Here is a 26,858-nt window from a genome sequence, read left to right as displayed (position 1 = left end):
TTCCGGCGTCTCGCACGTGACTATGAACGGCTTCCCGAAACTCTCGCTGGGCTTCATTTCGTCGTCTTCGCAATGCTCATGCTTGTCCACGCCGTGCCAGTACTTCAAAGTTCCTAACACGCTCTAGTGGGCCATGAAGGCAAGTGCAAGAACCTGCATGGGCACAACTACCGCGTTCATTTTGATTGCGAAGCTTCCTCACTCGACGATCTCGGGCGCGTCATCGACTTCGGGGCGATCAAGACACTGCTTTGCAATTGGGTCGAGGATCACTGGGATCACCGCATGTTGCTGTGGATCGAAGATCCGTTCTATGTCGGCTTGCGCGACCTCGATCCGTCGGTGGTCGGCGTGCCCTTCAATCCGACCGCTGACAACTTGGCGCAGTGGCTGGTAACGGAGCTCGGCCCTGATATCTTGCAGGGAACCAGCGTCCGGTTGGTCGAAGTGCGAATCGAGGAGACGCGCAAATGCACTGTGACGTACCGACGCTAACTGTGCCGCCCGTTGACATCTATCCCGTCAACGAGATTTTTGAATCGTTGCAGGGCGAAGCCAGCTTCACCGGCACACCGTCGGTGTTCATCCGCCTGCAGGGGTGTCCAGTCGGTTGTCCGTGGTGCGACACCAAGCATACGTGGAAAATGGTCCCGGAGCGCGCGATCAGCGTGGGCGCGATGCGTCTGAAAGAAGCGTCACCGTGCGACAGCTATGCGTGGTACGGCGTACAGACGCTAGCCGAGATAGTGCGGGCGTCAGATGCTGAGCACGTCGTCATCACGGGCGGCGAACCGTGCATCTACGATCTGCACCCGCTGATCACGAAGCTCGAAGCGTGGCATCACCGGGTCCAGGTCGAAACCTCCGGCACTTACATACCGCTCGTGACGCCAAGCACTTTCGTCACCGTCAGCCCCAAGTACGCCATGCCCGGTGGCCGCACGGTGCTAGATGAAGCACTGTGGCGAGCCAACGAGCTCAAATGCGCGATCGGCAAGCAGCGCGACGTTGGCATGGTGCTCGAGAAACTTGACCCGCTCCACCAAGCGCGAGACATACCGATCTGGTTGCAGCCGCTGAGCCTGTCGTCTCGCGCCACGGATATCTGCATTCGGGCCGCGCAACGCTACGGCTGGCGCGTATCGTTGCAGATGCATAAACTCATCAACATCAGATAGCATCTCCATCTTGGTCTGGCAATGCGAGGTGAAGGTCCTCCCAGTTGATCAGGAAAAATAGAGGGCGTCATCAGTTGCGTAGAGCTAGCCGGAACCTCGTCGGGGCATTCCGCCATGTCCGGGCATCGCGAACGCGCCCGTGTGGAATGGCATGAGTCATGGCGGAACTTTGAGCTGAAGTGCGCTTACACCGTACCGCGTCGAGGTAGGTGTCGACGTGCATCGGCAAGGCGTCGAGCAGGCCGCCCAAAAGTGCGCGTGCGAACGGTTCGCGCGCTGTCGGGCCACTGCATGCCTTACTCACGCGGCGGGCAGCATGCGGTGAAATGACAAGCGCAAAGGCCAGCGACAAGCTCGCTTCCGCGATCATGTTCAGCCGAGCAACGGCAAGCGATTCTGAACGCGTCAGCCGGCGCAGAAGACTATGGATGATGTTCGTGCGACACTCCGCCAATAAGTTCAGATCACCGGTCGCTACACTCGCGCCCGCTTTAAGGACGTCCAAGGCGCTAGCGATTCGCGAAGCAGTACGAACACCAGCGTCTGGCTGGTTGAGCTTGTCCCTTACGAGGGTTGGACATCATGCTCGACGTTTGGAACTAGCGTTGCATTGCCACCTCTTGAACAGCGGCGCGCGGGATCTTGCGTAACGCTCTCGGGGGCGGCCGCGTTCTGCCCAGTCTGGCGCCGCCGCATTGGCCGACGGCTCGCACCGTCCCAGCAGACTCCAGCAGGAAACAACCCCATTAGGCCAGATTTAAGCACCTTGAGCTTGAACAGCCGTCCCCTAGCTGCTTCACAGTGCGGCATTGTCTCGAGGCGCCAACGATATCTCGCCCCTGATTGACACATGTTAAGCGCGCTTTTGACGGATACGGCTATATTAAATGCACCGTCGTGGCAAACGTTCGCTCAAGACCCATAGGCGTCGGCCGCGTCTTCACATTTAAGAATCCGCCATGACAGTACAACCCATTACATCGCTCAATCTGTGCGCTGCAACTCTCACGCTCGCCCTGCAAATGCAGGCGAGCTACCACGAAACCCTGAAACGAAATTGCGATCTGGGGTTACAGCGTATTAGGCGCGACATTGCAGCAGTGCAAGCCATTTGCGATGTTGCTGTGGCTGCGCGTGACTGCACCGAACTAGCAGCGTCATATCTGATCATGTCACGCGACTATGTAGCAACCACCAAGGATCTTTGGCAGCAAGGGCTGTGGAGTCTGGCCCCCGACACCAAAACGACCTGACTCGTCGGCGCGGACCATTCACGTCAGGGCGCTCTGTCGAGTGGCCGTGCATATAACGCATCCGGAGTGCTCACAATCATTCAGCAATTCAGTCTTCGCCCTTCAGCCGCCCTCTTTACGGTGCAAACTAGCCGTCGACGCGTCGCATGTGAAACGCACCGACCACGTCGCCACGAGTTAACTCATGAAGAGGAGGCGCGGCGCCCACTCCGTTGCGTGTGCGCAGCCGAGAGTCCAAATTCGTGTGTAGTGATTGCGCGTTGCGGGCGTTTGCCGAACTTGACACAGTAGATGTTCTGGCAAATGGCGCCGACATAACTCCGCACTGGATCCACACGAAGATGGCACGCGAGAATTAGGACAAGGAGGACAAGGTACTACGCACGAATCTCGACTCCTCGTCAATATAACCAAGCGTTCTTGCGGACGCAATCCCGTTAATTGCTAGTTTTATTTGTAGCTACAGGTTTGGTGCTCTTCAACGCCTCCGCGCCGACCTCAAGGTTACTTTTTGCGACTTCAACTTCTTGCCGACCAGCACTCCGTAGGCTTTCGCATAGAGAATCGGCAGCCGAAATCGCGGAATTCAAAGCGATCGTGACTGGAACATTCTTGGCGACGTCCTCCACCATCGTCTGCACCTGACGGCGGCAGGCGCTACCTTGCACCTGCACAATTCGTGCGAACTCGGTCTGTGTTACCAACACGATGTCGACCGCCTGACGGCTATACGTCAGCACCCTCTCGGTCATCCGCTCAGCGAAGTTGTCTTGAAGCGCGAGCCAGTTCCGGTGCTCCTTCGACGATAGCGACTTTTGCACCAGTTCGAACATATCGACAAGCGTCGTGCAGGTCCATTGATTGTTCAATGCAGCCAGTTTCCCGACGCTCTCCACTGTCTTGTCGCCGAGATCAAAGAGGTAACCTAGCGTTACGTTTTGGATTGCGGCAATCTGTTCTCGGTTCAGCATGATGAAACTCCAGTGTGCGCGATCCGGACACGAAGGCGGCGCCTCCACGATCTTGCGACAGAGATCGCATAGTGGGTCAAAAACGCGCGCCGGATGTGGTGCGCGTCAGAATGCTCCCGGTCCGGCAACCCGTTGCTCCGGCGAGATCGGCTCAGTTGCCTACAGAATATCAGGCTCTTCTCGATTGATTTTCATCTGCTTGAATGTGTCTTGATCGCCATCAAGGACTGAATCTGCGGTAGAGACTTCTCGGCGCCCACATTCGTCGGTACAGACGACGAAGCAATCGTCGATGGGGACAACTCAAGCACGTCGCTTTCGATGCTCCGCCGGCTCGTGCCGACACTCATATACCGACGGCGCGCCTGAACTCGCGCGTGGCGTCTTTCGCGCGCGCGCTGGCGTCCGGTGCGTCGGGGAGAGCAATGCACCACGCCGCGATAGCTTTGTCGGCGAGCGGCTCCCACTTGCTCACCCAAGCCGTCAGCACCGCGCGGTTCTTTTGCTCCTCGAGCGCCATGCGAACGAGTTCGGCGGCCCAACGCCGATGGCGCTGGGCGTCGATCAACTGCGCATCGGTGATGAGGCCGAGCAGCGTATCGCCGTTGTGCCGCGCAGCCACTCCGAGGCTTCGCAAAACGGTTTCTTCCACCGCCGGGCGCGCGACGAGGTTCAGCGCGGCGAAGCTCTCCGCCCAGTCCCATGCTGTGAGTGCGTGCTCGACGAGATTGCGCCAGCCCTGCCATGCCGGATCGTCCTCCCAGTAGTGCCGCTCGTCTGTGCCGAAGCCGAGGTCGCCGAACGTCTGCGACAGCTCTTTGGTGCGATACGCCGTGTGAGTGAGCCAGCGCAGCGTGTCCGCTGTCTGGTAAGCGGCGCAGTTTGAGATCGTGGAAGCGGGCGCCATCTGGGTCAGATACGCCGAGCCCATTTGCAGTGCATGGAACAGGAAGCGGGCGGGCGTGTAGTGGCGCGCGAGCGTACCCGCCCAAGTGCGTGCGAGCATGCTGTCGTGACCGCGTGCGGAGAACTGGTCTAGCAGCCCGAAGACATACGTTTCCTGCCCGTCTTGGAGCATGTTGTAGGTGCGGTAGACGAGCTCGTCAGGATCGCGGAACGCATTCCAGTCGGGCCGAGTCAGCGGGGATGCATTGCGGTTTCGCTTGAACCATTGCGCCATTTCGAAGTTCGGATCGAGCTCGAACGGCGCATCGGGATTGTCGGTCGTGTAGTGCAGATTGGTCGTGACGATCTCGTACTCGCTTGGCTTGCGCCGCTGGGCCGCCAGATGGCTCCATGTTTTCAGTGGCTTGAGGACTTCTGGTTGCGTCATGATTGTCTCCAGTTAAGAAAAGGTCTGCAGAGGTCGTTTTCATAGCGGTGACTCCACACTCATCGCAGTCTGAACGGCGACGACATTCTTGAGTGGAGATTTCCCGGCAGAGTCACCCATCAGGTGCCGTGCCGGTGAAACACATGGCCGCACCGTCCAGATCTTCAGCGTTTCGCAAAGCTCTGCGCAACATCCATAAATCGTTCAGAGCAGACCGCGTCGTCTGGACAGCATTTTTTCACCAAACCCATATATCGGGCCCTCGCATAGCCGAACTGTCGCTTGATGATGGGAAAGGGATGCTTAACCTTGGCACGGGTCTCTGCCTTGAGCCGGTCGATCTGATCGTGTATAGCGTCCAGACGATCGCTCTGGTCCAGTGCACCATGCCGCCGTCGAGACCCAGGAACTCGCGATACAGCGCCTCTTCCATTGCAGGGTGCGACAGAGCGAACCTGTGCTGCATAAACCGAATTTGCGGCATCGTCGCGATCGGGAAAAGTGGTCGTCCGTTTTTGCCTGGCGGATAAATGCGGCTCGATCAGCACAAATCAGCTCCGACCAAGGCACAACACGCCGCATCGCCTCGAGAAGATTCGGACCTCCACTTGATTGAAAGATCCAGGGAACTGCGACAATACACTTCTACCCAATTAATTCGCGATGCTTCCAAGATAGCTGAACGGGCGTCAATGTCAGGACTTCGGCAGACCTTCCTTAAAGCGTCTTTTCGTAGTAGAAACGCACATACTCGTCGGTCGTCTCGATGCGGCCCGCGAACGAGCTGAGATTGACTTCGAGTTCGGACATCCTGAACGGCCGACCCAGCGCTTCCTCCAACGTCGCGCGGCATAGGATCAGTTCGCAGTCCGTGTCGATGCGCACATATGCGAGCTTGTCGTCCACGCGGATCACCTTGCCGGGGTTGTCCTCGTGCGCGGCTTCGATGACGCCGGCCGTGATGCTGCTCGCGCGAAGCACGGGACCCACACGGTTGTTACGGTAAGCTTCAGCGGTCTTGTCAACGATCATGCTGTGTTCCCCTGCGGACTCAGGAATGGGCAAAGAGCGCATGAACGCCTTCTACGGCAATCAGAATATCGTCGCCTTGGAGCTTCACGGCATATTCGGCGAGACGGCAGTCACCCGGATTGATTCCTTTGCCCGTATTTGCGTCGAAGGTCCACTGATGAGCCCGGCACGTCAGCACGCGGCCATCGAATTTTCCTTCTACGAGCCGAATGTCGTGGTGCGGACAACTGCCCTGAAAGCCGCGCGGCTCGCTGCCTTCGGGACGTACCAACACGATCACGTGGCCATCCACTTCCACCTCGGTCATCTCCGCTTCCCACAGGTCATCGAGAGTGCAAACTTTCCGAAATTTCATATCGCCCTCAATCATCGCAAAAGATGAATTCCAGCGTTTCCATCGGCTTGATGTCGGTCTCGGCGATTTTCACGTTGCGCGGATAGAACTGCTTGCTACCTTGGCGGCGCACGCGGATCACCTTGTCGGGTTGAGGCGCTACTCGCCGGCCCACCGAATGATGAGATGCTGCGGCGGCGATCTCGTCCATGGAATTGTCGGTATCCACGGTTACGAGTTGCAATACAAAGTCATACTGAAAATTGGAAATCACAGGGACAAGAGCCATATCGCCCTCCATTGAATCGCCGCTCATGCAGCCTTTTCTTCGTAAAGCTTGTCGCAGTACGCCTTGACCCACGCGTAATGGTGCGCGTCATCGCCAATTTCGCCCGGTGCGAGTTCCATGTACTTCAACGCACCCCTCAGGTCGGGTGGCTGGATCTGCCCAGCCAGTAAGCGATCAACGAGCGCGAGGTGATTGCGGTAGCGAACGGGATCCTGCTGGAACACCCAGCGATCAATTTCCGAGTTGAAGTGATACGTGCGGCCGTTGTAGTCGAGCGGATAGTCCTTTACATTCCAGCCATTGCCAGGGATCGCGCAGATGGGCAGCTGGCTCATGTTGCAGACGATCGGCAGCGTCTCGGGAACGGTGAGCTCAGGCTTGCCGGCGAGCAGGTTATCGATTATGACATCCCACACTTTGCCGAACGTGTCGTTCCAGCCGGGATATTTTTCTTCGAGCCAGTCGCGGCACTCAGGTGTAATGCCGGCAGCAGGGTTCCACCACACGGTAGGCCGCCAGAACCAGATAGCCAATTGGTACGCATGGTGCTGGTAGTCGAACTCGCTAATGATCTGTTCCCAGTACCATGGCAGGTCGAGTCCGAGGTCGATCAGAGTGCGTTCGAACTGACCTACGATCCATTCCCGCATGAATTCCTTGAACGACTGCTTGCGATGCACGAGTGGCGTGGCGTAATCCATCGAGGAGCCCGTGAGCAGGCAGAACAGACGCCACGCCCGCGCGATGGCGACATCAACGAGCTTTTGAGCTTGCTCTTTACGGCCGTTGGCGATCAGGATCTGCAACGCGGGACCCCCGATTTGCGCATGGCGCGACTCATCTGTCTGAATGCTGGAAATCAGGCTTGCAAAAGTGAAGTCGCCCGCTTCGGCGGCATTGGCCGCGAGGCCGAGAAACTGCATGTTGGTAAAACCCGTCTCGAACGCGAAGGTTAGCATGACCGCGATTTCGATCGCACTGCGCGACATGAACAGGTCATCGAACGCGCTGCGCGCGGCAATCGCACCCCACGCGTTGGTGTGATACGCCTTGTGGGCCCAATCGAACTGGCGATCCTTGGGAACGTAGTCGTGAGGGAAGTAAAGCTGCAACTGACCATGACGATTCTCGTCGAGCATGCCGAAGGTGGCCATATTGCGCATGCCGGGCGCACGGCCGAAACGTACCATTCGGGCCTCGGCGCTCATCGCCGCATATTCGCCGAGCGCAATTGCACCGTAGTGCGCCTTCAGAATGGAGAGCCACCCCGGATCGGCGTCCTCGAACATGCGGCTACGCTCAAGTGCCTCCTTGACTGAATATGCGCCAGCATCCTTCTCACGCTGGATGCGCACATACTCGGGATACGACGTCTTGTAGGGCTCGTCGTAGGTTTCCCAACTCGCCATGGGAATGCCTTGCGCCCCAGACATGAGGTCGGGAAAGAGCTCCGACTCCGTCACATATCTTGGGGTCCAGTTGGTGGCACGTGCAATGTCATACCATGCGGCTCGTTCCAGTAACGCCATCGTGACGCCTCCTTTTGGAATGGGCGATGCGTCTTCTCGGCCCGATGCACACTCCACCGGGCCCCTTGGGAACGCAAGATCAATGCCAACCCGCGGCGTTGCTTTCTTGGCGATCGAGACGACAAATCTGAGAGCCGCGGCGGAGCGAAAGGGCAACCAAAATTGCGCAGGTTTAGCGAGTAGGACATGTACCACCGCATGCACAGCATGGCCGCATCCACTGGGTGAACGACAGCGTTTGGGCACCGTGGCGGCGCTATCAAGATGCGGGGGTGAATCTTACCGCAACGCAGCGCCCTACCGCGACACTGCATTGAGATGGTAAGCCGGCAGTTGTCGAGGTTCCAAGACGATGAGTGACTTCCGCCGTAAAGGCCCATTGATCGTTTAGTCCAGCACGGCCCCAGTCTGCACACAAGCGCACAACGAGCATCGAGTTGATAAGCGTCGGGCGAAGTTAAGCGGTCGTTGCGACATAACCGCCGCCTTAATTCTCCGTTGTCGCGGCAACCGCAGTGTTGCATCTCCGACGTTGTCGGAAATGCAACATCTCCCAGCGCACGAATGATACTTCACGCAACGCTGATCAAGTCGACCGCAGAGCTACTGCGAGCGTTATAGATCGGGGTGGATCCGGAGGACAGAACAGGATGAAGCCGCCGACGCTGTCGACGGCCGCTGAAGGTGCTGCTTTCGAGACACACCACAAACGGACGCGACGCGATGAGTTTCTCGCGATGAATGCAGTTTCGTCGTGTGGGCTGAGTTTTGCGCGGTGGTCGAGCCGTATTATCCGAGGTGCGGCAATGGCCGCCCGCCGATTGACCGGGAGCGCATGCTGCGCCTTCATTCTATCCGGCACTGCTTCAACCTGGCCGATTTCGCTTGTGAAGACGCTCTTTACGTTAGTGCTAGGCTGCGTCGCTTTGCGAGAGTCTGGATTGGAAGGCAGTACCAGACTGCCACCGGTCTGCTGAAATTTCGTCGTCTTCTTGAAACCCTCAAGCTGGGTGAGAAATTGATTGCCGAAGTCGGCCAAGTGGCGAGCGGCATGAAACTCCAGAGCGTCACGGTCGTGGATGCCACCATCATCGGTGCGCCAAAATTCGACGAAGAATGAACAGAATTCGCGCTCCCCCAAATGCAGCAGACGCGCAAGACTAGCAATGGTACTTCGGCGCGAAGTTAGACATCGACGAGGATAGCGAGAGTGGCCTGGTGCACAGCGTAGTACCGGCCAACGTGCATGAAAAGCTTCCACTGCCGCAATTGCTACACGGCCAGGAGCGGAAGGTCTACGCTAACAGCGCTTACGCCAGCCAGAAGGCTAATCCACAGCAAAGCAGCACACCCACCGCGCGTGTGAAGTCAATACGGTGCAGCGCGGCGAGAACTGCCACAAGTCGAGGATCCGCGCACGCGTGGAGCATGTCTTCGCAGTGGCCAATCGATGTGGGGTTTCACGAAGGTGCCTACCACGGTTAGCGCAGAGTACGAACCTGGCTTCATAGCTTTGGCGCGCGCCAATCTCTACCTGTCGGGCACGCGATTGATGGCACAAGTGCGTCCGTAATGGACGAAAGGCGCCCCAAAAGCCGAGGTGTATCTGGAGTATGGTCGGCGTCACGACCTGAACACCTCCACAATGCCGACACGGTCGCAAATTCGGCGACTTTTTCAGCCTAGCCTTAACGTGACAACGCCGACATATGTCGTCGAGAATTGGACAAACAAGACAGGCACTCGAAGAATTTATCGAGCTTTCTCGGCAATTTTTCCAGTTTCACGCCGTGCGAAAAGGTGGCGCATAGGTTGATTCGTGAACCTCCTCCCAGATATTTTGCTTCGTTCTCTGAAGATGCCGTACTGGCTGACCTCTGTCAGACGAACGGCCCGTCGCCACTATGAGAAGGTTTTGTCGGCGCAGCACGTAGTCCTTCCCGCTTCCGTCTCAATTATGGGAAGCGCCGCGGAACATTTTCTTCGTTAGGGACCCGCGACGCAAGGTCGGCACGAATCTTGTTATTTTCAAAACGCTTCACCGACAGTGAGACGCCCGAAGACGCGGTCGTATGCCAGCTTCGCGGGGCCGAACGCCATCAAGGGACCACATAGTGATCGAAACGTTTTATGAAGTCATGCGACGCCAAGGGATCTCGCGCCGTAGCTTCCTCAAATTCTGCTCGCTGACGACAACGTCGCTCGGCCTCGGGCCTGCGTTCATGCCGAAGATTGTCCACGCAATGGAGACCAAACTGCGCACGCCGGTGCTCTGGCTACATGGACTCGAATGCACCTGCTGCTCAGAGTCGTTCATCCGCTCGGCGCACCCGCTGGCGAAGGACGTGATGCTTTCAATGATCTCGCTCGACTACGACGACCTCTTGATGGCTGCCGCGGGACACCAGGCCGAGGCGATCCTCGAAAACGTGATGGAGAAGTACCGTGGCAACTACATCCTCGCCGTCGAAGGCAATCCGCCGCTGAATCAAGACGGTATGAGCTGCATTATCGGCGGCAAGCCATTCGTCGATCAGTTGCGCCGTGTGTCGAAGGACGCGAAGGCTGTGATCTCGTGGGGGTCGTGCGCGTCGTGGGGCTGCGTGCAGACGGCCACGCCGAACCCGACGCAGGCGGTGCCAATCCACAAGGTGATCACCGACAAGGCGATCATCAAGGTGCCCGGCTGCCCCCCGATCGCCGAGGTAATGACGGGCGTCGTCACCTACATGCTCACGTTCGACCGGATACCGGAGTTGGATCGCCAAGGCCGTCCGAAAATGTTTTACAGCCAGCGCATTCACGACAAGTGCTACCGCCGTCCGCATTTCGACGCGGGCCAGTTCGTCGAGTCGTGGGACGACGAGGAGGCACGGCGCGGCTACTGCCTCTACAAGGTCGGCTGCAAGGGCCCGACGACCTACAACGCCTGCTCGACCGTGCGTTGGAACGGCGGCACGAGCTTCCCCATTCAGGCGGGCCACGGCTGCATCGGCTGCTCTGAGGAAGGATTCTGGGACAAGGGCTCCTTCTACGATCGGCTCACCCGGATCGATCAGTTCGGAGTCGAAGCGAACGCCGACAAGATCGGCGCTACCGCGGCCGTCGTGGTGGGCGCCGCCACTGCTGCGCATGCAGCCGCTTCGGCAATTCAGCACGCCAGGTCGAAGCAGGACTCTATGGACGACCGCGACGGCCAATAGCTACACCTCGCGTCGGGGTGCAGCCGACAAGCACAGGAAGCCGCAAAAGAAAAGCAACCATGACAGCCATTTCGAACCCAGGATTTCAGCTCGGTAGGAACGGACGCCGGGTCGTCGTCGATCCAGTCACACGCATCGAAGGCCATATGCGCGTCGAGGTCAATGTTGATTCGAACAACGTGATCCGCAACGCCGTTTCCAGCGGCACCATGTGGCGTGGCCTTGAAGTCATTCTCAAGGGGCGCGACCCGCGCGACGCATGGGCGTTCGTCGAGCGTATCTGCGGCGTATGCACGGGATGTCACGCGCTCGCATCCGTGCGCGCGGTCGAGGACGCGCTCGACATCCGCATTCCGCCCAACGCGCACCTGATCCGCGAGATCATGTCGAAGACATTGCAAGTGCACGACCACGTGGTGCACTTCTATCACCTGCACGCGCTCGACTGGGTCGACGTGTTGTCGGCACTCAAGGCCGACCCCAAGTTAACGTCCGAGTTGCAACAGCGCATCTCGCCCGCGCATCCGATGTCGTCACAGGGCTATTTCCGCAATGTGCAGACGCGTCTACGCAAGTTCATCGAAAGCGGCCAGCTCGGTCCGTTCATGAACGGCTACTGGGGCAACTCCGCGTACGTGCTGCCGCCGGAAGCGAATCTGATGGCCGTGACGCACTATCTCGAAGCGCTCGACATGCAAAAGGAGTGGGGCAAGATCCACGCGATCTTCGGCGGCAAGAATCCGCACCCGAACTACCTCGTAGGGGGCGTGCCTTGCGCGATCAATATCGGCAGCGACCTAGCGGCCGGCGCACCCATCAACATCGAGCGCCTAAACTTCGTCAAGTCGCTCATCGACGATGCGATCACCTTCTGCCGCAACGTCTATGTGCCCGATCTGCTTGCAATCGGCACGATCTACAAAGCACGCGGCTGGTTGCATGGCGGCGGCCTGGCCGCAACCAACGTGATGGACTACGGCGCGTATCCGCTCGTCAACTACAACCCATCCACCAACCAGATGCCGGGCGGAGCCATCATCAACGGCGACTGGAACACGCTCCTGCCGGTTGATCCGCGCGACCCCGAGCAAGTGCAGGAATTTGTCGCCCACTCCTGGTATCAATACCCTGACAACTACCGCGGGCTGCATCCTTGGGACGGCATTACCGAACCGCACTACGAGCTCGGACCTAACACGAAGGGCACGCGCACCGCAATCGAGTCGATCGACGAGAGCGCAAAGTACTCGTGGATCAAGTCGCCGCGCTGGCGGGGGCACGCGATGGAAGTCGGACCGCTCGCGCGCTACATCCTCGGCTACGCACACGCGGAGCAGAGCAATCCGCATTGCGGCCGTATGAAGGAACAGATTGAGGCCTCCCTCCTTGCCGTGAACCAGGGCATGCCAAAGCTGCTCGGCTTGCCGGAAAGCTCTCTTGGCGTGAAGCAACTGCTGCCGACCACCATCGGCCGCACGCTCGCCCGCGGGCTTGAAGCGGAGTATTGCTCCGAGATGATGGCGGACGACTGGCAAAGCCTCTTACAAAACATCCGCAACGGCGACACCTCGACCGCGAACCTCGACAAGTGGGACCCTTCGATGTGGCCAGCCGAGGCGAAGGGCGTGGGCGCGGTCGCCGCGCCGCGCGGCGCGCTCGGCCACTGGATCAGGATCAGGGACGGTCGCATTGAGAACTACCAGTGCGTCGTTCCGAGCACTTGGAACGGCAGCCCGCGCGACGCGAAAGGGCAGATCGGCGCGTTCGAAGCGAGCCTCATGGACATGCCCGTGGCGAACGTCGAGCAGCCCGTCGAGATTCTGCGGTCGCTGCACTCGTTCGACCCTTGCATGGCTTGCTCGACGCACGTGATGAACGCGGACGGTGCGGAAATGACCGCCGTGACTGTGCGATAACCCCACCAGGCCGCCACAGCGCCTGCGCTCGCCGGCGCCGCGCGGCAGGAAAGGATGATGACGATGCAATCGTATTCTCGATGCGAAAAGGCGGCTGACTTTGTTTCGTCCACCGAGGCAATTTACGTGTACGAAGCGCCGGTACGCGTCTGGCACTGGATCAACGCAGTGTCGATCGTCGTGCTGGCGTTGACCGGCTATCTTATCGGCGCCCCGCTTCTCACACAGCCCGGCGAGGCGAGCGCGAATTTTCTGATGGGCTATATCCGCTTTGTGCATTTCACCGCGGCCTACCTGTTCGCAATCGGGCTTGCGGGCCGCGCGTATTGGGCGATTGTCGGCAATCGCCATGCGCGCGAAATGTTCTGGGTGCCGGTATTCTCGCGCGAGTACTGGATGGACATGCTCGCCATGCTGCGTTACTACTCGTTCCTCGGGCCCACACCGCGCCAGTTCAGCGGGCACAATCCGTTATCGCGATTTGCGATGTTTTTCGTGTTCTTGCTGATCTCACTCTTCATGATCGTGACCGGTTTCGCACTGTATGGCGAAGGCGCGCAGGCCGGCTCTTGGCAGCAGATTGCGTTTGGCCAGGTATCCACGCTGATCGGCCAGTCGCAGACTGTGCACACGTGGCATCGCCTCGGGATGTGGGCGATCATGATGTTCGTTATCGTGCATGTCTATATGGCGATCCGCGAAGACATCATGGCCCGCCAGAACATGGTCGGCACGATGATATCGGGCTACCGTACCTTCAGGAAGTGAGGTTGCAATGCTGACTTGCCCACAAACCGGCGTGCCTGCCATCGTCGTACTCGGCATCGGCAACTTGCTGTGGGCCGACGAGGGTTTTGGCGTGCGCTGTATCGAGGCGCTTGAGCAGCACTTCGAGTTCGCCCCGCACGTGAGTCTCATAGACGGCGGCACGCAAGGGCTGTGTCTGGTCCAGTACGTCCAGACGGCCGACAGTCTGCTCATTTTCGACGCGGTCGATTACGGTCTCGCGCCGGGCACGCTGAAGATCGTTGAGGATGACGACGTACCGGCGTTCCTCGGCGTGCGCAAGATGAGCCTGCACCAGACCGGCTTCCAGGAGGTACTGATGCTCGCGCGCCTGACAGGCCGGTATCCACGCCGCGTGCTGCTGATCGGCTGCCAGCCGGACGAAGTGGCCGATTTCGGTGGCAGCCTGCGACCCGCCATTAAAGCATCGCTCGAGCGCGCGCTCGAACTTGGCCTCGAGCGCCTTGCCGCATGGGGCGGAGAGCCCACGCCGCGCCACACCCCGTTACATGCCGACGATGCGGTCACGCTGCCGCATCTCGCGCTTTCGCGCTACGAAGGCGAGCGGCCCAGCGAGGCCGATGCGTGCCGCACCGGCGACGAGCGCGTGCTGCTGCGCATGCGCCGCGAGGAGCCGCCGTCGTGTGTATAGGCGTGCCGATGCGGGTGGTCGAGGTGCAGGGCTTGCGGGCGCTGTGCCACGGACGCGGCGGCCACCGCCGGATCGACACTTCGCTAGTTGGTCCATGCAGCGCCGGTGAATGGCTGCTGGTTTTTCTCGACACGGCGCGCGAAAAGCTCGACGGGACACGCGCGGCAGAAATCGACGCGACGCTCTCGCTCGTGGAACTGGCGCTGGAGGGAGATGCCGCCATGGCCCGAGCGAGCCCGAATTTTGAATTGCCGTCCGCGCTCGGCGTGGACGATTTGACCCGGTTGACCTCCGGCGCGCAACCGGCGCATGGCCGTCACGGGTCCTCCGAGGAATCGCCATGACAAATACGAACGGTACCGCGCTTGACGCGACGTCCGTGGTGGAGCGGCTAACTGATGGCAGACACGCCGTGTCCGTGGACGAACGAAAGGTAGACGATTGGATTGCGGACGGCGGCGAATGCGTAGCGCTGCTCACGGCCGACGGGACGCGCTTTCCCGACTTCCTCGACGTGGCCGTGGTGCTGCCCGAGCTCGCGCGCCGCGTGTGGCGGTGGCCGTGGTCCACGTTGCTGTGGCTGCACGCCGGCGCTTATGTCACGAGGCTCTCCAGTATGACGGACTGGAATGACTATGTGGCAAACGTCGCACATGCGCTCGGGCAGCCGACTACGCGGACGCCATGGGTCGGCATTCCCGGCCGCACCGTCGGCGCTTCGCCCGGCTGTCACGAATTGTCGATCAATCTTTGGGGTAGTTGATCGTGTCCATGAGTCCATTTCCCATTCCCGTCGCGCCTTTCCGCCCGGGCAACCAAGCCGAGAGCGATGCGGTGCTCGACTATCTGCCGATGCCGCAAGGCATGCGCATCTATGTGGCGCCGACGCTGCCTGAGCGCTGCGATGCGCGGGCACTCGACGGCGCGCGCGGCGTGCTTCGCAACGTAGTAGGCGTACTGGCGGCATACGAACCTGGTACGCCGTCCGAAGCCATCGATCTGACGCCGTACGATCGAGCAACGCTGCGCGTTCTCAACAACGTGCTGGGCGAGGGCGAGGTCAGCGCGCGCGTCGACGGCGCGCAGCGGAGCGGCGGGCTGATCCAGGAGACTGTGTTTGCCGGCCTGTGGCGCGTAGTCGAGCGGAATGGCGCGCGCCCGGTCGACCGGCTCGAGATCGGCACGGCCCCCGCGATGCTTGCCCAGCCCAAAGACCCGGCGCAGCCGATGATGCCGTTGCCGGACATGCTGCCGCTCGACGTGATGAACGCGCCGTCGATCCTGAGCGAAGTACGCGATTCCGCCGCGCGCTGGCGCGCCGGGCATGCGCCCCACATCATCAACCTAACGCTCCTGCCATTGTCGCCGGAGGATCAGCAACTGATCGACGCCGTGCTGGGCGAAGGTGCGGTGCAGATCTTGTCGCGCGGCTACGGAAATTGCCGGGTGGGCGGCACGGCGATCGCGAACTGCTGGCGTGTTGCATATTTCAACTCGCAGGACATGCTGATCCTGAACACGATCGAGATCACCGATCTGCCAGAGGTCGTGCGCGCCGCGCCGGAAGACCTCGCGGATTCGCGCGAGCGCTTGAGCCAGTTGATCGACTGGATGGGTGAGGCGTGACGATGGACGAGCGAACGAAGCAATTCGAGGGCTGCCATCTCGGTGCCAGTAGCCCAATCGCGACGCACACGTGCGTCGAATGCAAGTTCTGCTGGTGGATCCACCATCCCGAACAAGGCGATCCGGTCTTGCAGATTCCTCCGCACGCGACGTTCGCGGCGCTTCAGGCGCACGGGCGCTGCCGCGTTTATGGCCGCGCGCCGGATCAGGTCGTGGTTTTTGTGGGACGCGGATTGACCGTGCGTGCAATCCAGCGAAAGGTCATACACGGCGATCCAAGGGGGGCTACGCTTGTAGCGCACTTCGAAACGGCCGCAACCACTGCGATGCCTGACATGCCGGTCGTGAAACTCGCCTTGCGTATCGAGGGGACCGGCTTTGAGCCGGTGCGCGGCGAGACCGGGGCCCGATGCGGTTGGTTCGGGATGCCGATCACGCCATGGTCCATGAGGCCCCTCTCGTTACCCGGCGCGGTGCAGAACTCGGTGGAATGTCCGCGGCCGGCCGGCAAAGCGCACTTGCGCGTTGGCGACGTCGATTGCAAATGGCTCGGCGCGCACGCGCAAGACGTCGGAGCCTATGCGTGCTGCTCGCTCTTTTTGCCGATGCTCGAATTCCCCAGACAGAAGAGCGCCACATCGGGCGGTGTCGCGCGCGTGTCGCGTCATGCGCACCTGCTGCGGCCGGCCGCGTTCGGGAGCGCTCCATGACTGCGGCGATGCTGGCAGCATTGGCCGCACAGTACCGGGTGCGCCCCGGCCGGCACGACAGCATTACGGGCGGGCGCCCACCACTGGCCGCCGCGCTGCTGCGCGGGCAACCGGTAGCAACCGCTGCGGCGCGGCTGTCGGCGCTGTTCTCGTTGTGCGGACTCGCGCATAGGCTCTGCGCAGAACTTGCCGTCGGCGCAGCGGGCGCTTCAGCGGAGCACAAACGCGACGATGTGACCAACGCCGCTCATGCCGCAATGCTCATGCGTGAGACGCTCGCCGTGCATCTTCGCTGCATGTGGACCGACTGGCCGGTGCGGCTGGCCGCCGCCGCGCCGCATACGCTGCCCGACGTCGAGTCGGTTGACTCCTCCGACTGGCTGGAGCGGCACGTTCTGGGCATGCCTGCGCAAAAGTGGCTCGCGCACTGGACGGACGATCCGCGTGGCTGCTTAGCGGCGTGGTGCGCACGAGCCGCGACGTTCCCGGCCCGGTTGCTGGCAGCCTGCCGCGCGCACGCCGATACGATGCGCGCTACGCCGCGGCCGCTCATCATCGACGAAACGCGGTTAAGCGAACTGGCCGCGGCGATTGCCGAGAGTCCGGTGTTCGCGCACGCGCCCGTACAACGCGGCCTGCCCGCGGAGACCGGCGTGTGGACACGTAGCGACGATCCGCGCGCGCTGGAATACGACACGCCTTGGCTGCGGATTGGCGCGCGCGTCGCGGAGGTGGCGCGGCTGGCAGCGGGCGACGACGGGCCAAGTGCGCTTCGCTTTGGCGCGCGAACGTGCGCGCCCGGCGAGGCGCTCGGCTGGTGCGAGATGTCGCGTGGCGTGCTGCTCCATTGGGTGCGCCTCGCGCCAGGCGATGCGGCGCGCATCGAGGACTATCGCGTGGTCGCGCCGACTGAGTGGAACTTCCACGGCCAAGGCACGCTCGCGCAAGCCTTGTCGCGACTGGATCCGGCGTGCGGCGATGGAACGTTCGCCGCGCGCGTAGGCGCGTGGATGGGCGCGTTCGATCCGTGTGTCGCCTATGTGGTCGACACGGACGGGGCGTGAGCACAAGGATCGAGACAAGGCCCCGAATACTGAGCTGAATGGAAGCCAAGGTATGCATGAAGTAAGTCTGGCCGGCGGCGTGCTTGCGTTGGTCGAAGCGGCAGCCGAGCGTGAGAGCTTTGTCCGCGTGAAGGTGCTGAGGCTTGAAGTCGGACGCCTCGCTGGCGTCGATGTCGAGACGCTGCGCTTCGCCCTCGAAGCGATCGCGCCCGGCACCTGCCTTTGCAGCGCACGCGTCGAGATCGACGAACCTTCGGGAAGCGCGTGGTGCATGAACTGCAACGCGACCGTGGCGCTGGCCACGCGGGGCGCCCCCTGCGCGCACTGCGGCGGCTACTGGCTCCAGCCGAACGGCGGCACAGAGTTGCGCATCGTCGATCTGATCGTCGACGATGCCTGACAATCATCGGATTAGCGCAAGGAGAAGCAACATGTGCATAGGATGCGGGTGCACCACCACAGGCGATCGGCAAAACACCGCTCAGGGGCACGAGTGCGCGCATGCGCAGGGCCAGTCCGACACTCATTCCCACTCCCACCGGACGCCACCGGGCAAAGATCTGCACTACGGCCTCGGGCCCGCGGGCCTCACGGTGCCCGGCCTAGACCAGGGCCGCACCATCAAGCTCGAGCACGACGTGCTAGGCGAAAACAATCGCCATGCCGCCGTTAACCGGCGGCACTTCGCGCAGCATGGCGTGCGTGCGCTCAATCTAGTGTCGAGCCCGGGCTCGGGGAAAACGACCCTGCTGTGTGCGTCGATCGCCGCGCTGCGCGAGCGCATACCCAGCTTGCCCATCGGTGTGATTGAGGGCGACCAGCAGACGGCAAACGACGCCGAGCGCATCCGCGCGGCCGGTGCGCCAGCGATCCAGGTGAACACGGGAAAGGGCTGCCATCTCGACGCCGCGATGATCGCCGCGGCCTTCGGACGGCTTCCGTTGCACGATCATCGCCTTTACCATGACCAAAAGCACGAGCGTGAATACGTACCGCTCACGCACGACGCCCCGTGCAGCGTGCTCTTCATCGAGAACGTAGGCAATCTCGTCTGCCCCGCGCTGTGGGACCTCGGCGAGGAGGCGAAGGTCGTGATCATCTCGGTAACGGAGGGCGAAGATAAGCCGCTCAAGTATCCCGACATGTTCGCCGCCGCGCGCCTCATGATCGTCAACAAGATCGACTTGCTGCCTTATGTACAGTTCGACGTCGAGCAGTGCATCGCGTATGCGCGCCGCGTGAATCCGTTCCTCGAAGTGATCTGGCTCTCGGCCACGACCGGCGAAGGCCTCGATGCGTGGCTCGACTGGATCACGAGTGCGCGCGACTCGATTGCCGAGCGCATTGGCGTGCTGGAGAGCAACCTTGCGGCGCAGCATGCGCGAAAGCATCGCGCCGGAGGCGAGGCATGACGGCGCGTGTGCAGAACCTACCCCATACCCTCGGCGAACAGACGGTGCTCGCCACCGGCGCATGGCTGAAGAACGCTGCGTGCCTGTGCATCGGCGGCGACGTTCACTGGTCGATGCTACACGGCGATCTCGACGATCCGGAGCACTGTGTGGCGCTCGACACATCGGTGGCGGCGCTTGTTGAGAGCGCCGAGCGCGCGGGGCAGCCCGTGCGCATGATCGCGCACGATCTGCATCCCGACTTCTACAGCACGCGCGTCGCGCTCGAATTGGGTGAGCGGCTTGGCGTGCCGACCGTCGGCGTCCAGCATCATCACGCGCATATTGGCGCGGTTGCGGCAGAGCATGGGCTGCGCGAGCCCGTGATCGGCCTCGCGCTCGACGGCGTGGGCTTCGGCACGGACGGCGCCGCATGGGGCGGTGAGCTGCTGGAGGTGGCTCCCGCCTGCTGGCAGCGCCTCGGCAGTCTCACGCCGCTCGCGCTGCCCGGCGGCGACGTCGCGGCGCGCGAGCCTTGGCGAATGGCCGCCGCCGCCCTGCACGCGCTCGGGCGCAGCGACGAAATCGAGCCGCGGCTCTCGGCCGCCGTCGGCGCGACCGCGGCGCGCACGGTCGGCGTCATGCTCGCGCGCGGCCTCAATTGCCCGCCTAGCACCGGTGCGGGTCGCTGGTTCGACGCGGCGGCGGGACTGCTCGGCGTGTGTCTGCGCCAGCGCGCCGAATCCGAGGCGGCCATCGCGCTAGAAAGGCTCGCGAGCGGCTACCTCGTCGCGCACAAGGCCCCCGATGTGGCGGGCCTGTGGCGAATCGCGGACAACGGCGAGCTCGACCTTCGTCCGCTCCTCGTCAAGTTGCTCATGCTCGCGGACGCCGGCGAAGCCGCGTACGGCGCGGCCGTCTTTCATGTTGCGCTGGCCGAGGCGCTCGCCCAATGGGCCGCGCTTGCCGCGCAGGGGCGCGCCGTTCTGTTTGGCGGCGGCTGCTTTGCTAACAGGCTGCTCACCGCGCATCTACGAGAGTCGCTCACGGCGCACGGCGTGCACACCCTCATGCCCGACACGGTGCCCTGCGGCGACGCCGGGCTAGCGCTTGGCCAGGCTTGGGTTGCCGCATATGGTCCGCAGATGTTGTCCATGCCTACGACCGCACGAGGAGTCAGTCTATGTGTCTAGCCATGCCGGCACGGCTCATCGACTGGTCCGACGCCGAAACGGGCGTCGTCGATCTCGGGGGCGTTCGCAAGACGGTCTCACTCGCGCTCGTGCCCGAGGTGCGCCTAGGGGACTTCGTGATCGTGCATGTCGGCTTCGCGCTTGGCATGATCGACCCCGAAGAGGCCGAGCGCACGCTCGCGCTGTTCAGCGAGGTCGCTCGGTCGCTTGGCGACGCACCCATCGTCCAATCCGGAACGACGCAATGAAGTACGTCGACGAATTCCGCGACGGCGAACTCGCCGCGCGCATTGCTGGACGCATCCAGGCGGAGACGCTGACCGAACGCCGCTATCACTTCATGGAGTTCTGCGGCGGTCACACGCACGCGATTTCCCGCTTCGGCGTCGCCGATCTTCTACCCGGTAACGTGTTGATGATCCACGGTCCCGGCTGCCCGGTTTGTGTGTTGCCGATCGGGCGCATAGATCTCGCGATTCGCCTCGCGCTCGAACACGACGTGATCCTCTGCACGTATGGGGACACGATGCGCGTGCCTGCCTCGTGCGGTCTATCGCTCCAGCGGGCCAAGGCGCGCGGGGCGGACATCCGCCTTGTGTATTCGCCGCACGACGCGCTGCGCATCGCGCGCGAGCATCCGGAACGCGAAGTCGTCTTTTTCGCAATCGGCTTCGAGACCACTACGCCGCCTACCGCGCTCGTCGTGAGCGAAGCGGCAGACTGCGGCGCGGAGAACTTTAGCGTGCTGTGCTGCCATGTACTCACGCCCGCGGCGATGACACATCTACTCGCCGAGCCGTCCGTCGACGCGAACGCGGTGCTGCTCGACGGCTTCGTCGGCCCCGCGCACGTGAGTGTTGTGATCGGCTCCGCGTCTTACGAGACCTTCGCGCAGAGGTATCGCAAGCCGGTCGTGATTGCCGGGTTCGAACCGCTCGACGTGCTGCAGGCGATCCTCATGCTGGTGCGTCAGGTCAACGATGGCCGCGCGGAGGTCGAGAACGAGTTCGCGCGCGCCGTCACGCGCGCGGGCAACGCGGCCGCGCAGGCGCTCATGCAGGAGGTGTTCGAAACGCGGGAGTCGTTCGAGTGGCGCGGCTTGGGCGAGGTCCCATTGAGCGGGCTGCGCATTCGCCCGAAGTACGCGCGCTACGACGCCGAACTCCGCTATGAACTCTTGTACCGGCCCGTCGCCGATCACCGCAAATGCGAGTGCGGAGCGATCCTGCGAGGTCTAAAACACCCGCGCGACTGCACAATGTTCGGCACGGTCTGCACGCCCGAGAATCCCATCGGCTCGTGCATGGTGTCCAGCGAAGGCTCTTGCGCCGCGCATTTTTCTTATGGTCGCTTTAAGGACATTCGAGTCGTCAAAGCATGAGCCCAGTCCACACATCCCCGGTGAAGCCCGCCTACGTGCGGCCCCTAGACTTTCGCGACGGCCGCATCCACATGGGCCACGGCGCGGGTGGCCGCGCATCGGCGCAATTGACCCGCGAGCTGTTCGTCGCAACCTTCGATAACGAATGGCTGCGCCAGGGCAACGACCAGGCCGCCATTCCGCAGCTTGCGCCCGGGCCCGGCGAGCGCGTGGTGATGACCACCGACGCGCACGTCGTCTCGCCGCTGTTCTTTCCCGGCGGCGACATCGGCAGCCTCGCCGTGCACGGCACCGTCAACGACATCGCGATGGCGGGCGCACGGCCTTCGTATCTCAGCGCGAGCTTCATCCTGGAGGAGGGCTTCCCGCTGGCGGATCTGCTCCGCATCGTCGAGTCAATGGCTGCTGCGTCGCACGCTTGCGGCGCTCCGATCGTGACGGGCGACACCAAGGTCGTCGAGCGCGGCAAGGGCGATGCCGTGTTCATCACCACGACCGGGATCGGCGTCGTGCCCTCGGGCATTCACATTGATGGCGCGCAGGCGCGGCCCGGCGACGTTGTGCTGCTCTCGGGCACTATCGGCGAGCACGGCGTGGCGATCATGTCGCTACGCGAGGCCCTGGGCTTCGACACGGAGATCCGCTCGGACAGCGCCGCGCTGCATACGCTCGTGGCGGACATGGTTGCCGTCGCGCCCGGTGTGCGCGTTCTGCGCGACCCGACTCGCGGCGGACTGGCCACAACCCTGAACGAGATCGCCGGCCAGTCGGGCGTCGGGATGCGCATTCAGGAGCGCGCAATTCCCGTGCTACCGCAAGTCGATGCGGCGTGTGAACTGCTCGGCCTCGATCCGCTTTATGTCGCCAACGAAGGCAAGCTGGTTGCAATCTGCGCAAGCGCCGACGCGCCGCAACTGCTCGCCGCGATGCGCGCACATCCTTTGGGCGCGGCGGCGGTGTGCATCGGTGAGGTGGTCGAGGACGCGCACGGCTTCGTGCAGATCGAAACGAAAATCGGCGGACGGCGCATCGTCGACTGGCTTTCGGGCGAGCAGTTGCCGCGGATCTGTTGATCCGTTTGCGGCGATAGGTATCGGGAGACTGAGAATGCTTTTGGATCATCAGGTCTCTAGTCGCGTTGCCTTCGCCGGGAGCTTTGAATAATCCATCCCCTTACGGCGTCGATCGAGCAATGAGGTCTCCAGTCCCGCCCTCGCTGCAGCAGCCGTCGACCGCGCTCGTGGTCGAGCCCACGCTACATTCAGACTCTATTGCGAGGAATGCTTTCCAATTCATTGTTGCCTGAGCGCTTTATCAGCAGCGGACTGTACCCGCCTCTCCTGGCCGGACAATCTCGCCTAACGTCAATGCCCCGCCCAACGGAAAGCTTCTTCATCGGCTCGACGACCGAACATTCACGCCGCCCGAGGGGACCCATCAGGACGCGAAGGCGGACTGTTCGAATACTTGGATGACCGCAGTCATCGTCATTCCTCAATTTGTTTTGTCTCCCGAAAGCAGTTTTCTCGGGATGCTTTCAAAGCTCAGCAGACCACGGATGCGGTTGCATAACTCAGATCGGCAAGAACGAAGTTTCGCAGACGCGCGGCGTGACAAGTTGGCCGCTGGCAAAATCGCGCGAATGAATCTTATTGCACCTATGACGACAATATTTTCAGAAAATCCTTACCATCCAGCCCGTGTTGTCAACGAGTAGACTGTACCAACCGAACGCTGCGAGTCGTCACGGTTAATTTAGCTTGGGAGAGACACCTATCTGGGTTGTCGGATAGAGATGCACTATCTTCCCGAATGATTGACCTGATTTATCGTACCGTGCTGGCAATCGATAGCCTTTCGCCCTGTAACCGCCTAACGAAGACGACACAGGGTTTATATCTTGCGTGCCGAGAAAAGGGCAGCGTATTTGGCCTGTTCGACGGAGCAAATCAATGCATGTTCTCGATGTCAATCAAATGACCGACTTTCTTTTGAATTCGTTTAAGTTGGTTTCGATCTTCGCGACCGTGTGCAGCGCGCTCGAGCTATTCTTTCCGGCTCATCGATACAGCTTCGCATCGTACCTTCGCGGCGCACGGAACTGGGCGATTCGGATTGGATGCGGCGCGCTAATCTGGCACTTGTACGCTGTGGGCTTGCAATGGTTAGGCGTCAAGCCGCTCCTGACGGTCAATATTTCAACAGTGCTTCACTCTGACAACGCAGTTATCAAGACGGCTTTCGCCATCCTTTCAGGCGTTTTGGTCGCAATTGCCGGTGACTTCTTTTACTACTGGATGCATCGTGCACAGCACGCCGTGCCATTCCTCTGGCGCTTGCACGCTACACATCACTCGATTCGCGAACTGACAGCGTGGAATTGCAATCATCACATTTCCGAGCCGGTTATCTACGCCTTGTTTGTAGCATTACCGCTCGCGCTGATCCACTTCGAGTCTGGCGTGGTGCCGGCTGCTGCCATGACCCTCATTACCTTTCAGGCGCACCTCTCACACTCCAGCACGCGCATCAACCTTGGGCCTCTGCGATATATCATCGGAGACGGTCAGTTCCACCGAATTCATCACTCAACTCAGCCGCATCACCGGCACCGGAACTACGGGTTCTTTACGACCATCTGGGACACGATCTTCAGCACGGCATACTGGCCGAAACGGGACGAATGGCCCGAAGTGGGCCTTCGCAATCAACCCGAGCCCCTCACCGTGCGCGACTACTTTATGTTTCCGTTTGATCGACGTCGCTGGTCTGCGGCTAAGATCGCAAACGATGTATAAGAACGTCGACATTAGAGATCGAGCGCAGTGGGAAGGTCATGCTGGAACTCGGTTTGACGAGGTCAGGAACCAGAAAAACACCAAATCATCTCGAAGAACAAGCCAAAGATCGGTGAAGCCGCTGAATTCGCTCGTGCCTACCACACTTTACGTAGTCCTTATACTTATGTGCGGTAAAGACACGCGTCGGTTTCGATCAGTAGAAGAACCTCCGAACCTCAGTGTCTGCGTGTACATCGTCTTCCGGACAAGCAGTTTCTGATGGACGATATCGGCATAGCCGAGAGCCTCATAGAGACGATGAATAGCGACTGTGCAGCGTTCATGTGCAAGGCAGATGCAGCGACCATTGTTTGAAATCTGACCGTCGCACTTGAGTGTTGCTTCGATAAATACCCACGTAACGCACTAAAATTACAATTTATCACCTTAGTGTGAGCTGGCGTTTGGACGTAAAAGGGAGCACGAATAGGTCGTTGCTCATTGCGAGCTTTCTCATGTTTGAGTAACCAGCGAAGATAGAGCTCCATGTGGCTTTTCTATTCTGCCTTGAAAGCATCAATCTTTAAGCAACCGCCACGAAGCGTTTAAGCGTCCGGTTACAGAACAGCAAGTCGAGATAAAGGTCATCATCATCGATCTGGAGTCGCTTCTGCCGGGCGAAGAAGGTAAAGCCATCTCTTAGTTCGAGGAGCAACTCTTCCATTCCCCGAAGGACTGCATCTCATTCATGACGAAGCACTGCGACTTAGAAGTCATCTTCCCTACCCCGTCCGCAGCTGCACTCGCCGAATTTCGCTAGTGCCTTCTCCTATCGGAGCGACGCATGCGAAGGCGTCGGTATGCCACGGCAGTTCGGCCATCGGCACGGCGGAGGGAAAACAGGCAACCGAGGCCACGGATTGGATCTCCGAAGACCCGCAACGCTTCGCCGCCAGCTGAGTCGGATGGTGCCACATGGTTAGGTGCATGTACCAAGGGAAAGACAGCAATAAATTGATACTAAAGATTATATTGTTTGCGAGCATTTCTGGATTTTAGTGGTGGGCGCACGCGATATGGGGCTCAACGAACCTTGGTGTGCCGGCACGGGATTGATTCACTCTAGCCAGACCAAAGGCAGAGACGGCCTAATGATTTTGTCAAGCAAGCGGCAGCCGTTCGGGCATTGGATTCCTGTTGTGGAGTATTGCCGACAGTACTTTCACACGCCTCCTGGCAAGAGCAATGATGATCTGATGATGGCGCTTCGCTTTTTTACGTTTGAAGGCAGCGCTCTTGGGACAGCGCATGGATGCAAATGCCGACTGATAGAAGATCCGCTTCAAACGCTTGTCGCCCTTCTGGGGCCGTTTAAGCCAACTGGATTTGCCCGTGGGGCCCCAGAACATTGCTACTCCCCGATGTGCCGAATGAATTCCCATAGTCGGGTGGGCGTTCGACACGTCTGCGCCTGCGTCCTCGTGCTGCGCGATAAGAGACGGAAACGTGACAAAGTGTCGTCAGCCACCGTATATTCGCGAACGGCCGCTAACCTGCATGCGGGAAAAAGAGCCTGCTGCAAGCAGAGGAACCAGGTATTGTCTGAGGCGCAGCGAGATACGCGCGATAGCCACCGTTCCGTCAAGCCGGATCTTTGGGTATTTGAGATGGCCCGTGAAATCACTGAATGACAGCACGAGACTGCACTAGACGGCATTGAGGTACCGCGTGATCGCGGTGAGCCGCCGATTTTCCAGACACTGTCTGGAAAATCTCTCCCTCGGGCGAGGCGAGATGGAAGTCGCGCATGCTAGCCAGATTGGCCCGGCCGATCTCGCGGCCAAAGCGGCGTGTTAAGTCTTCGGCGAGGTATGCGATGATCACTTGCCTCTAGCCAGCGCGCGCCCAGCGGAGAATCGTTCGGCATGGATTTAGCTGTCAAGGCTCCTATATCGGCGAACGCGTTGCCATCCCCTATGATCGCCACAAGCGCAAACACAGTGCAAGTCGCCGACCTGAAGAGCGAGATCGCCAATCTGCTACGTAAATGGATCACAAAATACCTGCTGGAGCGGGAGAAAGGCATCTCGCCTGCACCACAGGAGCCTGTTGCTGAGCATCACGAGACGGCGCCTGCGGCAGCAGTGATCGATGGCGTGGCCATCGACCTTCTGGGTCCGTGCAAGGCCGCATCACCCACGAAAACGTCATCTGCATTCGTCCCCGTCGTTTCGGTG

The 26,858-nt window shown here is 60.8% G+C and carries 26 protein-coding genes and 6 pseudogenes; 23 read left to right on the top strand and 9 right to left on the bottom strand.

Annotation, left to right across the window (positions count from 1 at the left end; translation table 11 throughout):
- From AB4Y34_RS37410 to AB4Y34_RS37395, 4 genes and pseudogenes are all read left to right on the top strand, one after another.
- A pseudogene (locus AB4Y34_RS37410) lies at nt 1-117 on the top strand (IS5/IS1182 family transposase); the annotation flags it as partial.
- 9 nt (nt 118-126) lie between these two features.
- Nucleotides 127-495: a 6-pyruvoyl tetrahydropterin synthase family protein gene (locus AB4Y34_RS37405; protein WP_368718868.1), complete on the top strand. Its 369-nt coding sequence runs from the start codon at nt 127-129 to the stop codon at nt 493-495.
- Nucleotides 471-1,178 carry a 7-carboxy-7-deazaguanine synthase QueE gene (gene queE, locus AB4Y34_RS37400; RefSeq protein WP_176369650.1) on the top strand — a complete coding sequence of 236 codons (708 nt, stop codon included), beginning with the start codon at nt 471-473 and terminating at the stop codon, nt 1,176-1,178. Before AB4Y34_RS37405 ends, queE begins: the two co-directional genes overlap by 25 nt.
- A 959-nt stretch (nt 1,179-2,137) precedes the next feature.
- Nucleotides 2,138-2,431: a hypothetical protein gene (locus AB4Y34_RS37395; protein ID WP_176369649.1), complete on the top strand. Its 294-nt coding sequence runs from the start codon at nt 2,138-2,140 to the stop codon at nt 2,429-2,431.
- 437 nt (nt 2,432-2,868) lie between these two features.
- Here the strand turns inward: AB4Y34_RS37395 and phaP are convergent, their stop codons facing one another.
- From phaP to AB4Y34_RS37360, 7 genes and pseudogenes are all read right to left on the bottom strand, one after another.
- Nucleotides 2,869-3,402, bottom strand: coding sequence for a TIGR01841 family phasin (gene phaP / locus AB4Y34_RS37390; RefSeq protein ID WP_368718867.1), 534 nt, complete (start codon nt 3,400-3,402; stop codon nt 2,869-2,871).
- A gap of 346 nt (nt 3,403-3,748) precedes the next feature.
- The gene (locus tag AB4Y34_RS37385; protein ID WP_176369647.1) at nt 3,749-4,735 is read right to left on the bottom strand and encodes an aromatic/alkene monooxygenase hydroxylase subunit beta; all 987 of its coding nucleotides are present in this window, start codon (nt 4,733-4,735) and stop codon (nt 3,749-3,751) included.
- A gap of 112 nt (nt 4,736-4,847) precedes the next feature.
- Nucleotides 4,848-5,374, bottom strand: a pseudogene (locus AB4Y34_RS37380) (hypothetical protein).
- Between the two features lie 78 nt (nt 5,375-5,452).
- A complete protein-coding gene (locus AB4Y34_RS37375) occupies nt 5,453-5,767 on the bottom strand; it encodes an MmoB/DmpM family protein (protein WP_176369646.1) in 315 nt (104 codons plus the stop codon).
- A 19-nt stretch (nt 5,768-5,786) separates the two neighbouring features.
- A complete protein-coding gene (locus tag AB4Y34_RS37370; protein ID WP_176369645.1) occupies nt 5,787-6,122 on the bottom strand; it encodes a Rieske 2Fe-2S domain-containing protein in 336 nt (111 codons plus the stop codon).
- Nucleotides 6,123-6,129: 7 nt separating this feature from the next.
- Nucleotides 6,130-6,390: a toluene-4-monooxygenase system B family protein gene (locus AB4Y34_RS37365; RefSeq protein WP_176369653.1), complete on the bottom strand. Its 261-nt coding sequence runs from the start codon at nt 6,388-6,390 to the stop codon at nt 6,130-6,132.
- Between the two features lie 23 nt (nt 6,391-6,413).
- Nucleotides 6,414-7,919 (bottom strand): toluene monooxygenase, encoded by a 1,506-nt coding sequence (locus AB4Y34_RS37360; protein WP_368718866.1) that lies wholly within the window; start codon nt 7,917-7,919, stop codon nt 6,414-6,416.
- Nucleotides 7,920-8,569: 650 nt separating this feature from the next.
- Here AB4Y34_RS37360 and AB4Y34_RS37355 point away from each other — a divergent pair.
- From AB4Y34_RS37355 to AB4Y34_RS37270, 18 genes and pseudogenes are all read left to right on the top strand, one after another.
- Nucleotides 8,570-9,492: pseudogene (locus AB4Y34_RS37355) on the top strand (IS5 family transposase).
- A 544-nt stretch (nt 9,493-10,036) separates the two neighbouring features.
- Entirely contained in the window at nt 10,037-11,122 is a 1,086-nt protein-coding gene (locus AB4Y34_RS37350) for a hydrogenase small subunit (protein ID WP_368718869.1), read from the top strand.
- Nucleotides 11,123-11,181: 59 nt separating this feature from the next.
- Nucleotides 11,182-13,038 carry a nickel-dependent hydrogenase large subunit gene (locus tag AB4Y34_RS37345; RefSeq protein ID WP_368718865.1) on the top strand — a complete coding sequence of 619 codons (1,857 nt, stop codon included), beginning with the start codon at nt 11,182-11,184 and terminating at the stop codon, nt 13,036-13,038.
- A gap of 63 nt (nt 13,039-13,101) precedes the next feature.
- Nucleotides 13,102-13,806 carry a Ni/Fe-hydrogenase, b-type cytochrome subunit gene (gene cybH / locus AB4Y34_RS37340; protein WP_176369642.1) on the top strand — a complete coding sequence of 235 codons (705 nt, stop codon included), beginning with the start codon at nt 13,102-13,104 and terminating at the stop codon, nt 13,804-13,806.
- Nucleotides 13,807-13,813: 7 nt separating this feature from the next.
- The gene (locus tag AB4Y34_RS37335; RefSeq protein WP_176369641.1) at nt 13,814-14,476 is read left to right on the top strand and encodes a HyaD/HybD family hydrogenase maturation endopeptidase; all 663 of its coding nucleotides are present in this window, start codon (nt 13,814-13,816) and stop codon (nt 14,474-14,476) included.
- Nucleotides 14,477-14,484: 8 nt separating this feature from the next.
- Complete coding sequence (locus AB4Y34_RS37330) at nt 14,485-14,820, top strand: HypC/HybG/HupF family hydrogenase formation chaperone (RefSeq protein ID WP_176369640.1); 336 nt, start codon at nt 14,485-14,487, stop codon at nt 14,818-14,820.
- Nucleotides 14,817-15,239 (top strand): hydrogenase, encoded by a 423-nt coding sequence (locus tag AB4Y34_RS37325; protein ID WP_176369639.1) that lies wholly within the window; start codon nt 14,817-14,819, stop codon nt 15,237-15,239. Before AB4Y34_RS37330 ends, AB4Y34_RS37325 begins: the two co-directional genes overlap by 4 nt.
- Nucleotides 15,240-15,247: 8 nt before the next feature.
- Nucleotides 15,248-16,102, top strand: coding sequence for a hydrogenase expression/formation protein (locus tag AB4Y34_RS37320; protein ID WP_255215282.1), 855 nt, complete (start codon nt 15,248-15,250; stop codon nt 16,100-16,102).
- 2 nt (nt 16,103-16,104) lie between these two features.
- Nucleotides 16,105-16,812, top strand: coding sequence for a [NiFe]-hydrogenase assembly chaperone HybE (gene hybE, locus AB4Y34_RS37315; RefSeq protein ID WP_368718864.1), 708 nt, complete (start codon nt 16,105-16,107; stop codon nt 16,810-16,812).
- Nucleotides 16,809-17,876, top strand: a complete 1,068-nt coding sequence (locus AB4Y34_RS37310) for a nickel-dependent hydrogenase large subunit (RefSeq protein ID WP_176369636.1) — start codon at nt 16,809-16,811, stop codon at nt 17,874-17,876. The genes hybE and AB4Y34_RS37310 overlap by 4 nt, the downstream gene beginning before the upstream one ends.
- 52 nt (nt 17,877-17,928) lie before the next feature.
- Nucleotides 17,929-18,276 carry a hydrogenase maturation nickel metallochaperone HypA gene (locus AB4Y34_RS37305; RefSeq protein ID WP_018435798.1) on the top strand — a complete coding sequence of 116 codons (348 nt, stop codon included), beginning with the start codon at nt 17,929-17,931 and terminating at the stop codon, nt 18,274-18,276.
- 31 nt (nt 18,277-18,307) lie between these two features.
- Nucleotides 18,308-19,288, top strand: a complete 981-nt coding sequence (gene hypB / locus AB4Y34_RS37300) for a hydrogenase nickel incorporation protein HypB (protein ID WP_176369635.1) — start codon at nt 18,308-18,310, stop codon at nt 19,286-19,288.
- Nucleotides 19,285-20,460 carry a carbamoyltransferase HypF gene (locus AB4Y34_RS37295; protein WP_176369634.1) on the top strand — a complete coding sequence of 392 codons (1,176 nt, stop codon included), beginning with the start codon at nt 19,285-19,287 and terminating at the stop codon, nt 20,458-20,460. Before hypB ends, AB4Y34_RS37295 begins: the two co-directional genes overlap by 4 nt.
- Nucleotides 20,451-20,708 (top strand): HypC/HybG/HupF family hydrogenase formation chaperone, encoded by a 258-nt coding sequence (locus AB4Y34_RS37290; protein ID WP_176369633.1) that lies wholly within the window; start codon nt 20,451-20,453, stop codon nt 20,706-20,708. Before AB4Y34_RS37295 ends, AB4Y34_RS37290 begins: the two co-directional genes overlap by 10 nt.
- Nucleotides 20,705-21,841 carry a hydrogenase formation protein HypD gene (gene hypD / locus AB4Y34_RS37285; protein ID WP_368718863.1) on the top strand — a complete coding sequence of 379 codons (1,137 nt, stop codon included), beginning with the start codon at nt 20,705-20,707 and terminating at the stop codon, nt 21,839-21,841. The genes AB4Y34_RS37290 and hypD overlap by 4 nt, the downstream gene beginning before the upstream one ends.
- Nucleotides 21,838-22,914 carry a hydrogenase expression/formation protein HypE gene (gene hypE / locus AB4Y34_RS37280; RefSeq protein ID WP_368718862.1) on the top strand — a complete coding sequence of 359 codons (1,077 nt, stop codon included), beginning with the start codon at nt 21,838-21,840 and terminating at the stop codon, nt 22,912-22,914. Before hypD ends, hypE begins: the two co-directional genes overlap by 4 nt.
- A gap of 303 nt (nt 22,915-23,217) precedes the next feature.
- Nucleotides 23,218-23,413: pseudogene (locus AB4Y34_RS37275) on the top strand (IS3 family transposase); the annotation flags it as partial.
- 380 nt (nt 23,414-23,793) lie between these two features.
- Nucleotides 23,794-24,639 carry a sterol desaturase family protein gene (locus tag AB4Y34_RS37270; protein WP_176369629.1) on the top strand — a complete coding sequence of 282 codons (846 nt, stop codon included), beginning with the start codon at nt 23,794-23,796 and terminating at the stop codon, nt 24,637-24,639.
- A gap of 542 nt (nt 24,640-25,181) precedes the next feature.
- Here AB4Y34_RS37270 and AB4Y34_RS37265 read toward each other — a convergent pair.
- Both AB4Y34_RS37265 and AB4Y34_RS37260 read right to left on the bottom strand, forming a co-directional pair.
- Nucleotides 25,182-25,363, bottom strand: a pseudogene (locus tag AB4Y34_RS37265) (PDDEXK nuclease domain-containing protein); the annotation flags it as partial.
- 418 nt (nt 25,364-25,781) lie between these two features.
- Complete coding sequence (locus AB4Y34_RS37260; RefSeq protein ID WP_176369628.1) at nt 25,782-26,030, bottom strand: hypothetical protein; 249 nt, start codon at nt 26,028-26,030, stop codon at nt 25,782-25,784.
- A 516-nt stretch (nt 26,031-26,546) separates the two neighbouring features.
- Here AB4Y34_RS37260 and AB4Y34_RS37255 point away from each other — a divergent pair.
- Nucleotides 26,547-26,858, top strand: a pseudogene (locus AB4Y34_RS37255) (hypothetical protein); the annotation flags it as partial.

This window comes from Paraburkholderia sp. BR10954 (genome assembly GCF_040965775.1).
GTDB classification, from domain to species: Bacteria; Pseudomonadota; Gammaproteobacteria; order Burkholderiales; family Burkholderiaceae; genus Paraburkholderia; species Paraburkholderia youngii.
The sequence above is the reverse complement of the archived record's forward strand: the minus strand, read 5'-3'. Positions and strand labels throughout refer to the sequence as shown.

What these genes read in the sequence shown, in the direction of transcription:
- queE (WP_176369650.1), top strand. Translation starts at nt 471, where the DNA reads ATGCACTGTGACGTACCGACGCTAACTGTGCCGCCCGTTGACATCTAT.
- AB4Y34_RS37360 (WP_368718866.1), bottom strand. Translation starts at nt 7,919, where the DNA reads ATGGCGTTACTGGAACGAGCCGCATGGTATGACATTGCACGTGCCACC.
- cybH (WP_176369642.1), top strand. Translation starts at nt 13,102, where the DNA reads ATGCAATCGTATTCTCGATGCGAAAAGGCGGCTGACTTTGTTTCGTCC.
- hypD (WP_368718863.1), top strand. Translation starts at nt 20,705, where the DNA reads ATGAAGTACGTCGACGAATTCCGCGACGGCGAACTCGCCGCGCGCATT.
- AB4Y34_RS37270 (WP_176369629.1), top strand. Translation starts at nt 23,794, where the DNA reads ATGCATGTTCTCGATGTCAATCAAATGACCGACTTTCTTTTGAATTCG.
- AB4Y34_RS37330 (WP_176369640.1), top strand. Translation starts at nt 14,485, where the DNA reads ATGCGGGTGGTCGAGGTGCAGGGCTTGCGGGCGCTGTGCCACGGACGC.
- AB4Y34_RS37385 (WP_176369647.1), bottom strand. Translation starts at nt 4,735, where the DNA reads ATGACGCAACCAGAAGTCCTCAAGCCACTGAAAACATGGAGCCATCTG.
- AB4Y34_RS37290 (WP_176369633.1), top strand. Translation starts at nt 20,451, where the DNA reads ATGTGTCTAGCCATGCCGGCACGGCTCATCGACTGGTCCGACGCCGAA.
- AB4Y34_RS37320 (WP_255215282.1), top strand. Translation starts at nt 15,248, where the DNA reads ATGAGTCCATTTCCCATTCCCGTCGCGCCTTTCCGCCCGGGCAACCAA.
- AB4Y34_RS37325 (WP_176369639.1), top strand. Translation starts at nt 14,817, where the DNA reads ATGACAAATACGAACGGTACCGCGCTTGACGCGACGTCCGTGGTGGAG.
- AB4Y34_RS37310 (WP_176369636.1), top strand. Translation starts at nt 16,809, where the DNA reads ATGACTGCGGCGATGCTGGCAGCATTGGCCGCACAGTACCGGGTGCGC.
- hypE (WP_368718862.1), top strand. Translation starts at nt 21,838, where the DNA reads ATGAGCCCAGTCCACACATCCCCGGTGAAGCCCGCCTACGTGCGGCCC.
- AB4Y34_RS37395 (WP_176369649.1), top strand. Translation starts at nt 2,138, where the DNA reads ATGACAGTACAACCCATTACATCGCTCAATCTGTGCGCTGCAACTCTC.
- AB4Y34_RS37375 (WP_176369646.1), bottom strand. Translation starts at nt 5,767, where the DNA reads ATGATCGTTGACAAGACCGCTGAAGCTTACCGTAACAACCGTGTGGGT.
- phaP (WP_368718867.1), bottom strand. Translation starts at nt 3,402, where the DNA reads ATGCTGAACCGAGAACAGATTGCCGCAATCCAAAACGTAACGCTAGGT.
- hybE (WP_368718864.1), top strand. Translation starts at nt 16,105, where the DNA reads ATGGACGAGCGAACGAAGCAATTCGAGGGCTGCCATCTCGGTGCCAGT.
- AB4Y34_RS37370 (WP_176369645.1), bottom strand. Translation starts at nt 6,122, where the DNA reads ATGAAATTTCGGAAAGTTTGCACTCTCGATGACCTGTGGGAAGCGGAG.
- AB4Y34_RS37260 (WP_176369628.1), bottom strand. Translation starts at nt 26,030, where the DNA reads ATGTTCTGGGGCCCCACGGGCAAATCCAGTTGGCTTAAACGGCCCCAG.
- AB4Y34_RS37365 (WP_176369653.1), bottom strand. Translation starts at nt 6,390, where the DNA reads ATGGCTCTTGTCCCTGTGATTTCCAATTTTCAGTATGACTTTGTATTG.
- AB4Y34_RS37345 (WP_368718865.1), top strand. Translation starts at nt 11,182, where the DNA reads ATGACAGCCATTTCGAACCCAGGATTTCAGCTCGGTAGGAACGGACGC.
- AB4Y34_RS37335 (WP_176369641.1), top strand. Translation starts at nt 13,814, where the DNA reads ATGCTGACTTGCCCACAAACCGGCGTGCCTGCCATCGTCGTACTCGGC.
- hypB (WP_176369635.1), top strand. Translation starts at nt 18,308, where the DNA reads ATGTGCATAGGATGCGGGTGCACCACCACAGGCGATCGGCAAAACACC.
- AB4Y34_RS37305 (WP_018435798.1), top strand. Translation starts at nt 17,929, where the DNA reads ATGCATGAAGTAAGTCTGGCCGGCGGCGTGCTTGCGTTGGTCGAAGCG.
- AB4Y34_RS37295 (WP_176369634.1), top strand. Translation starts at nt 19,285, where the DNA reads ATGACGGCGCGTGTGCAGAACCTACCCCATACCCTCGGCGAACAGACG.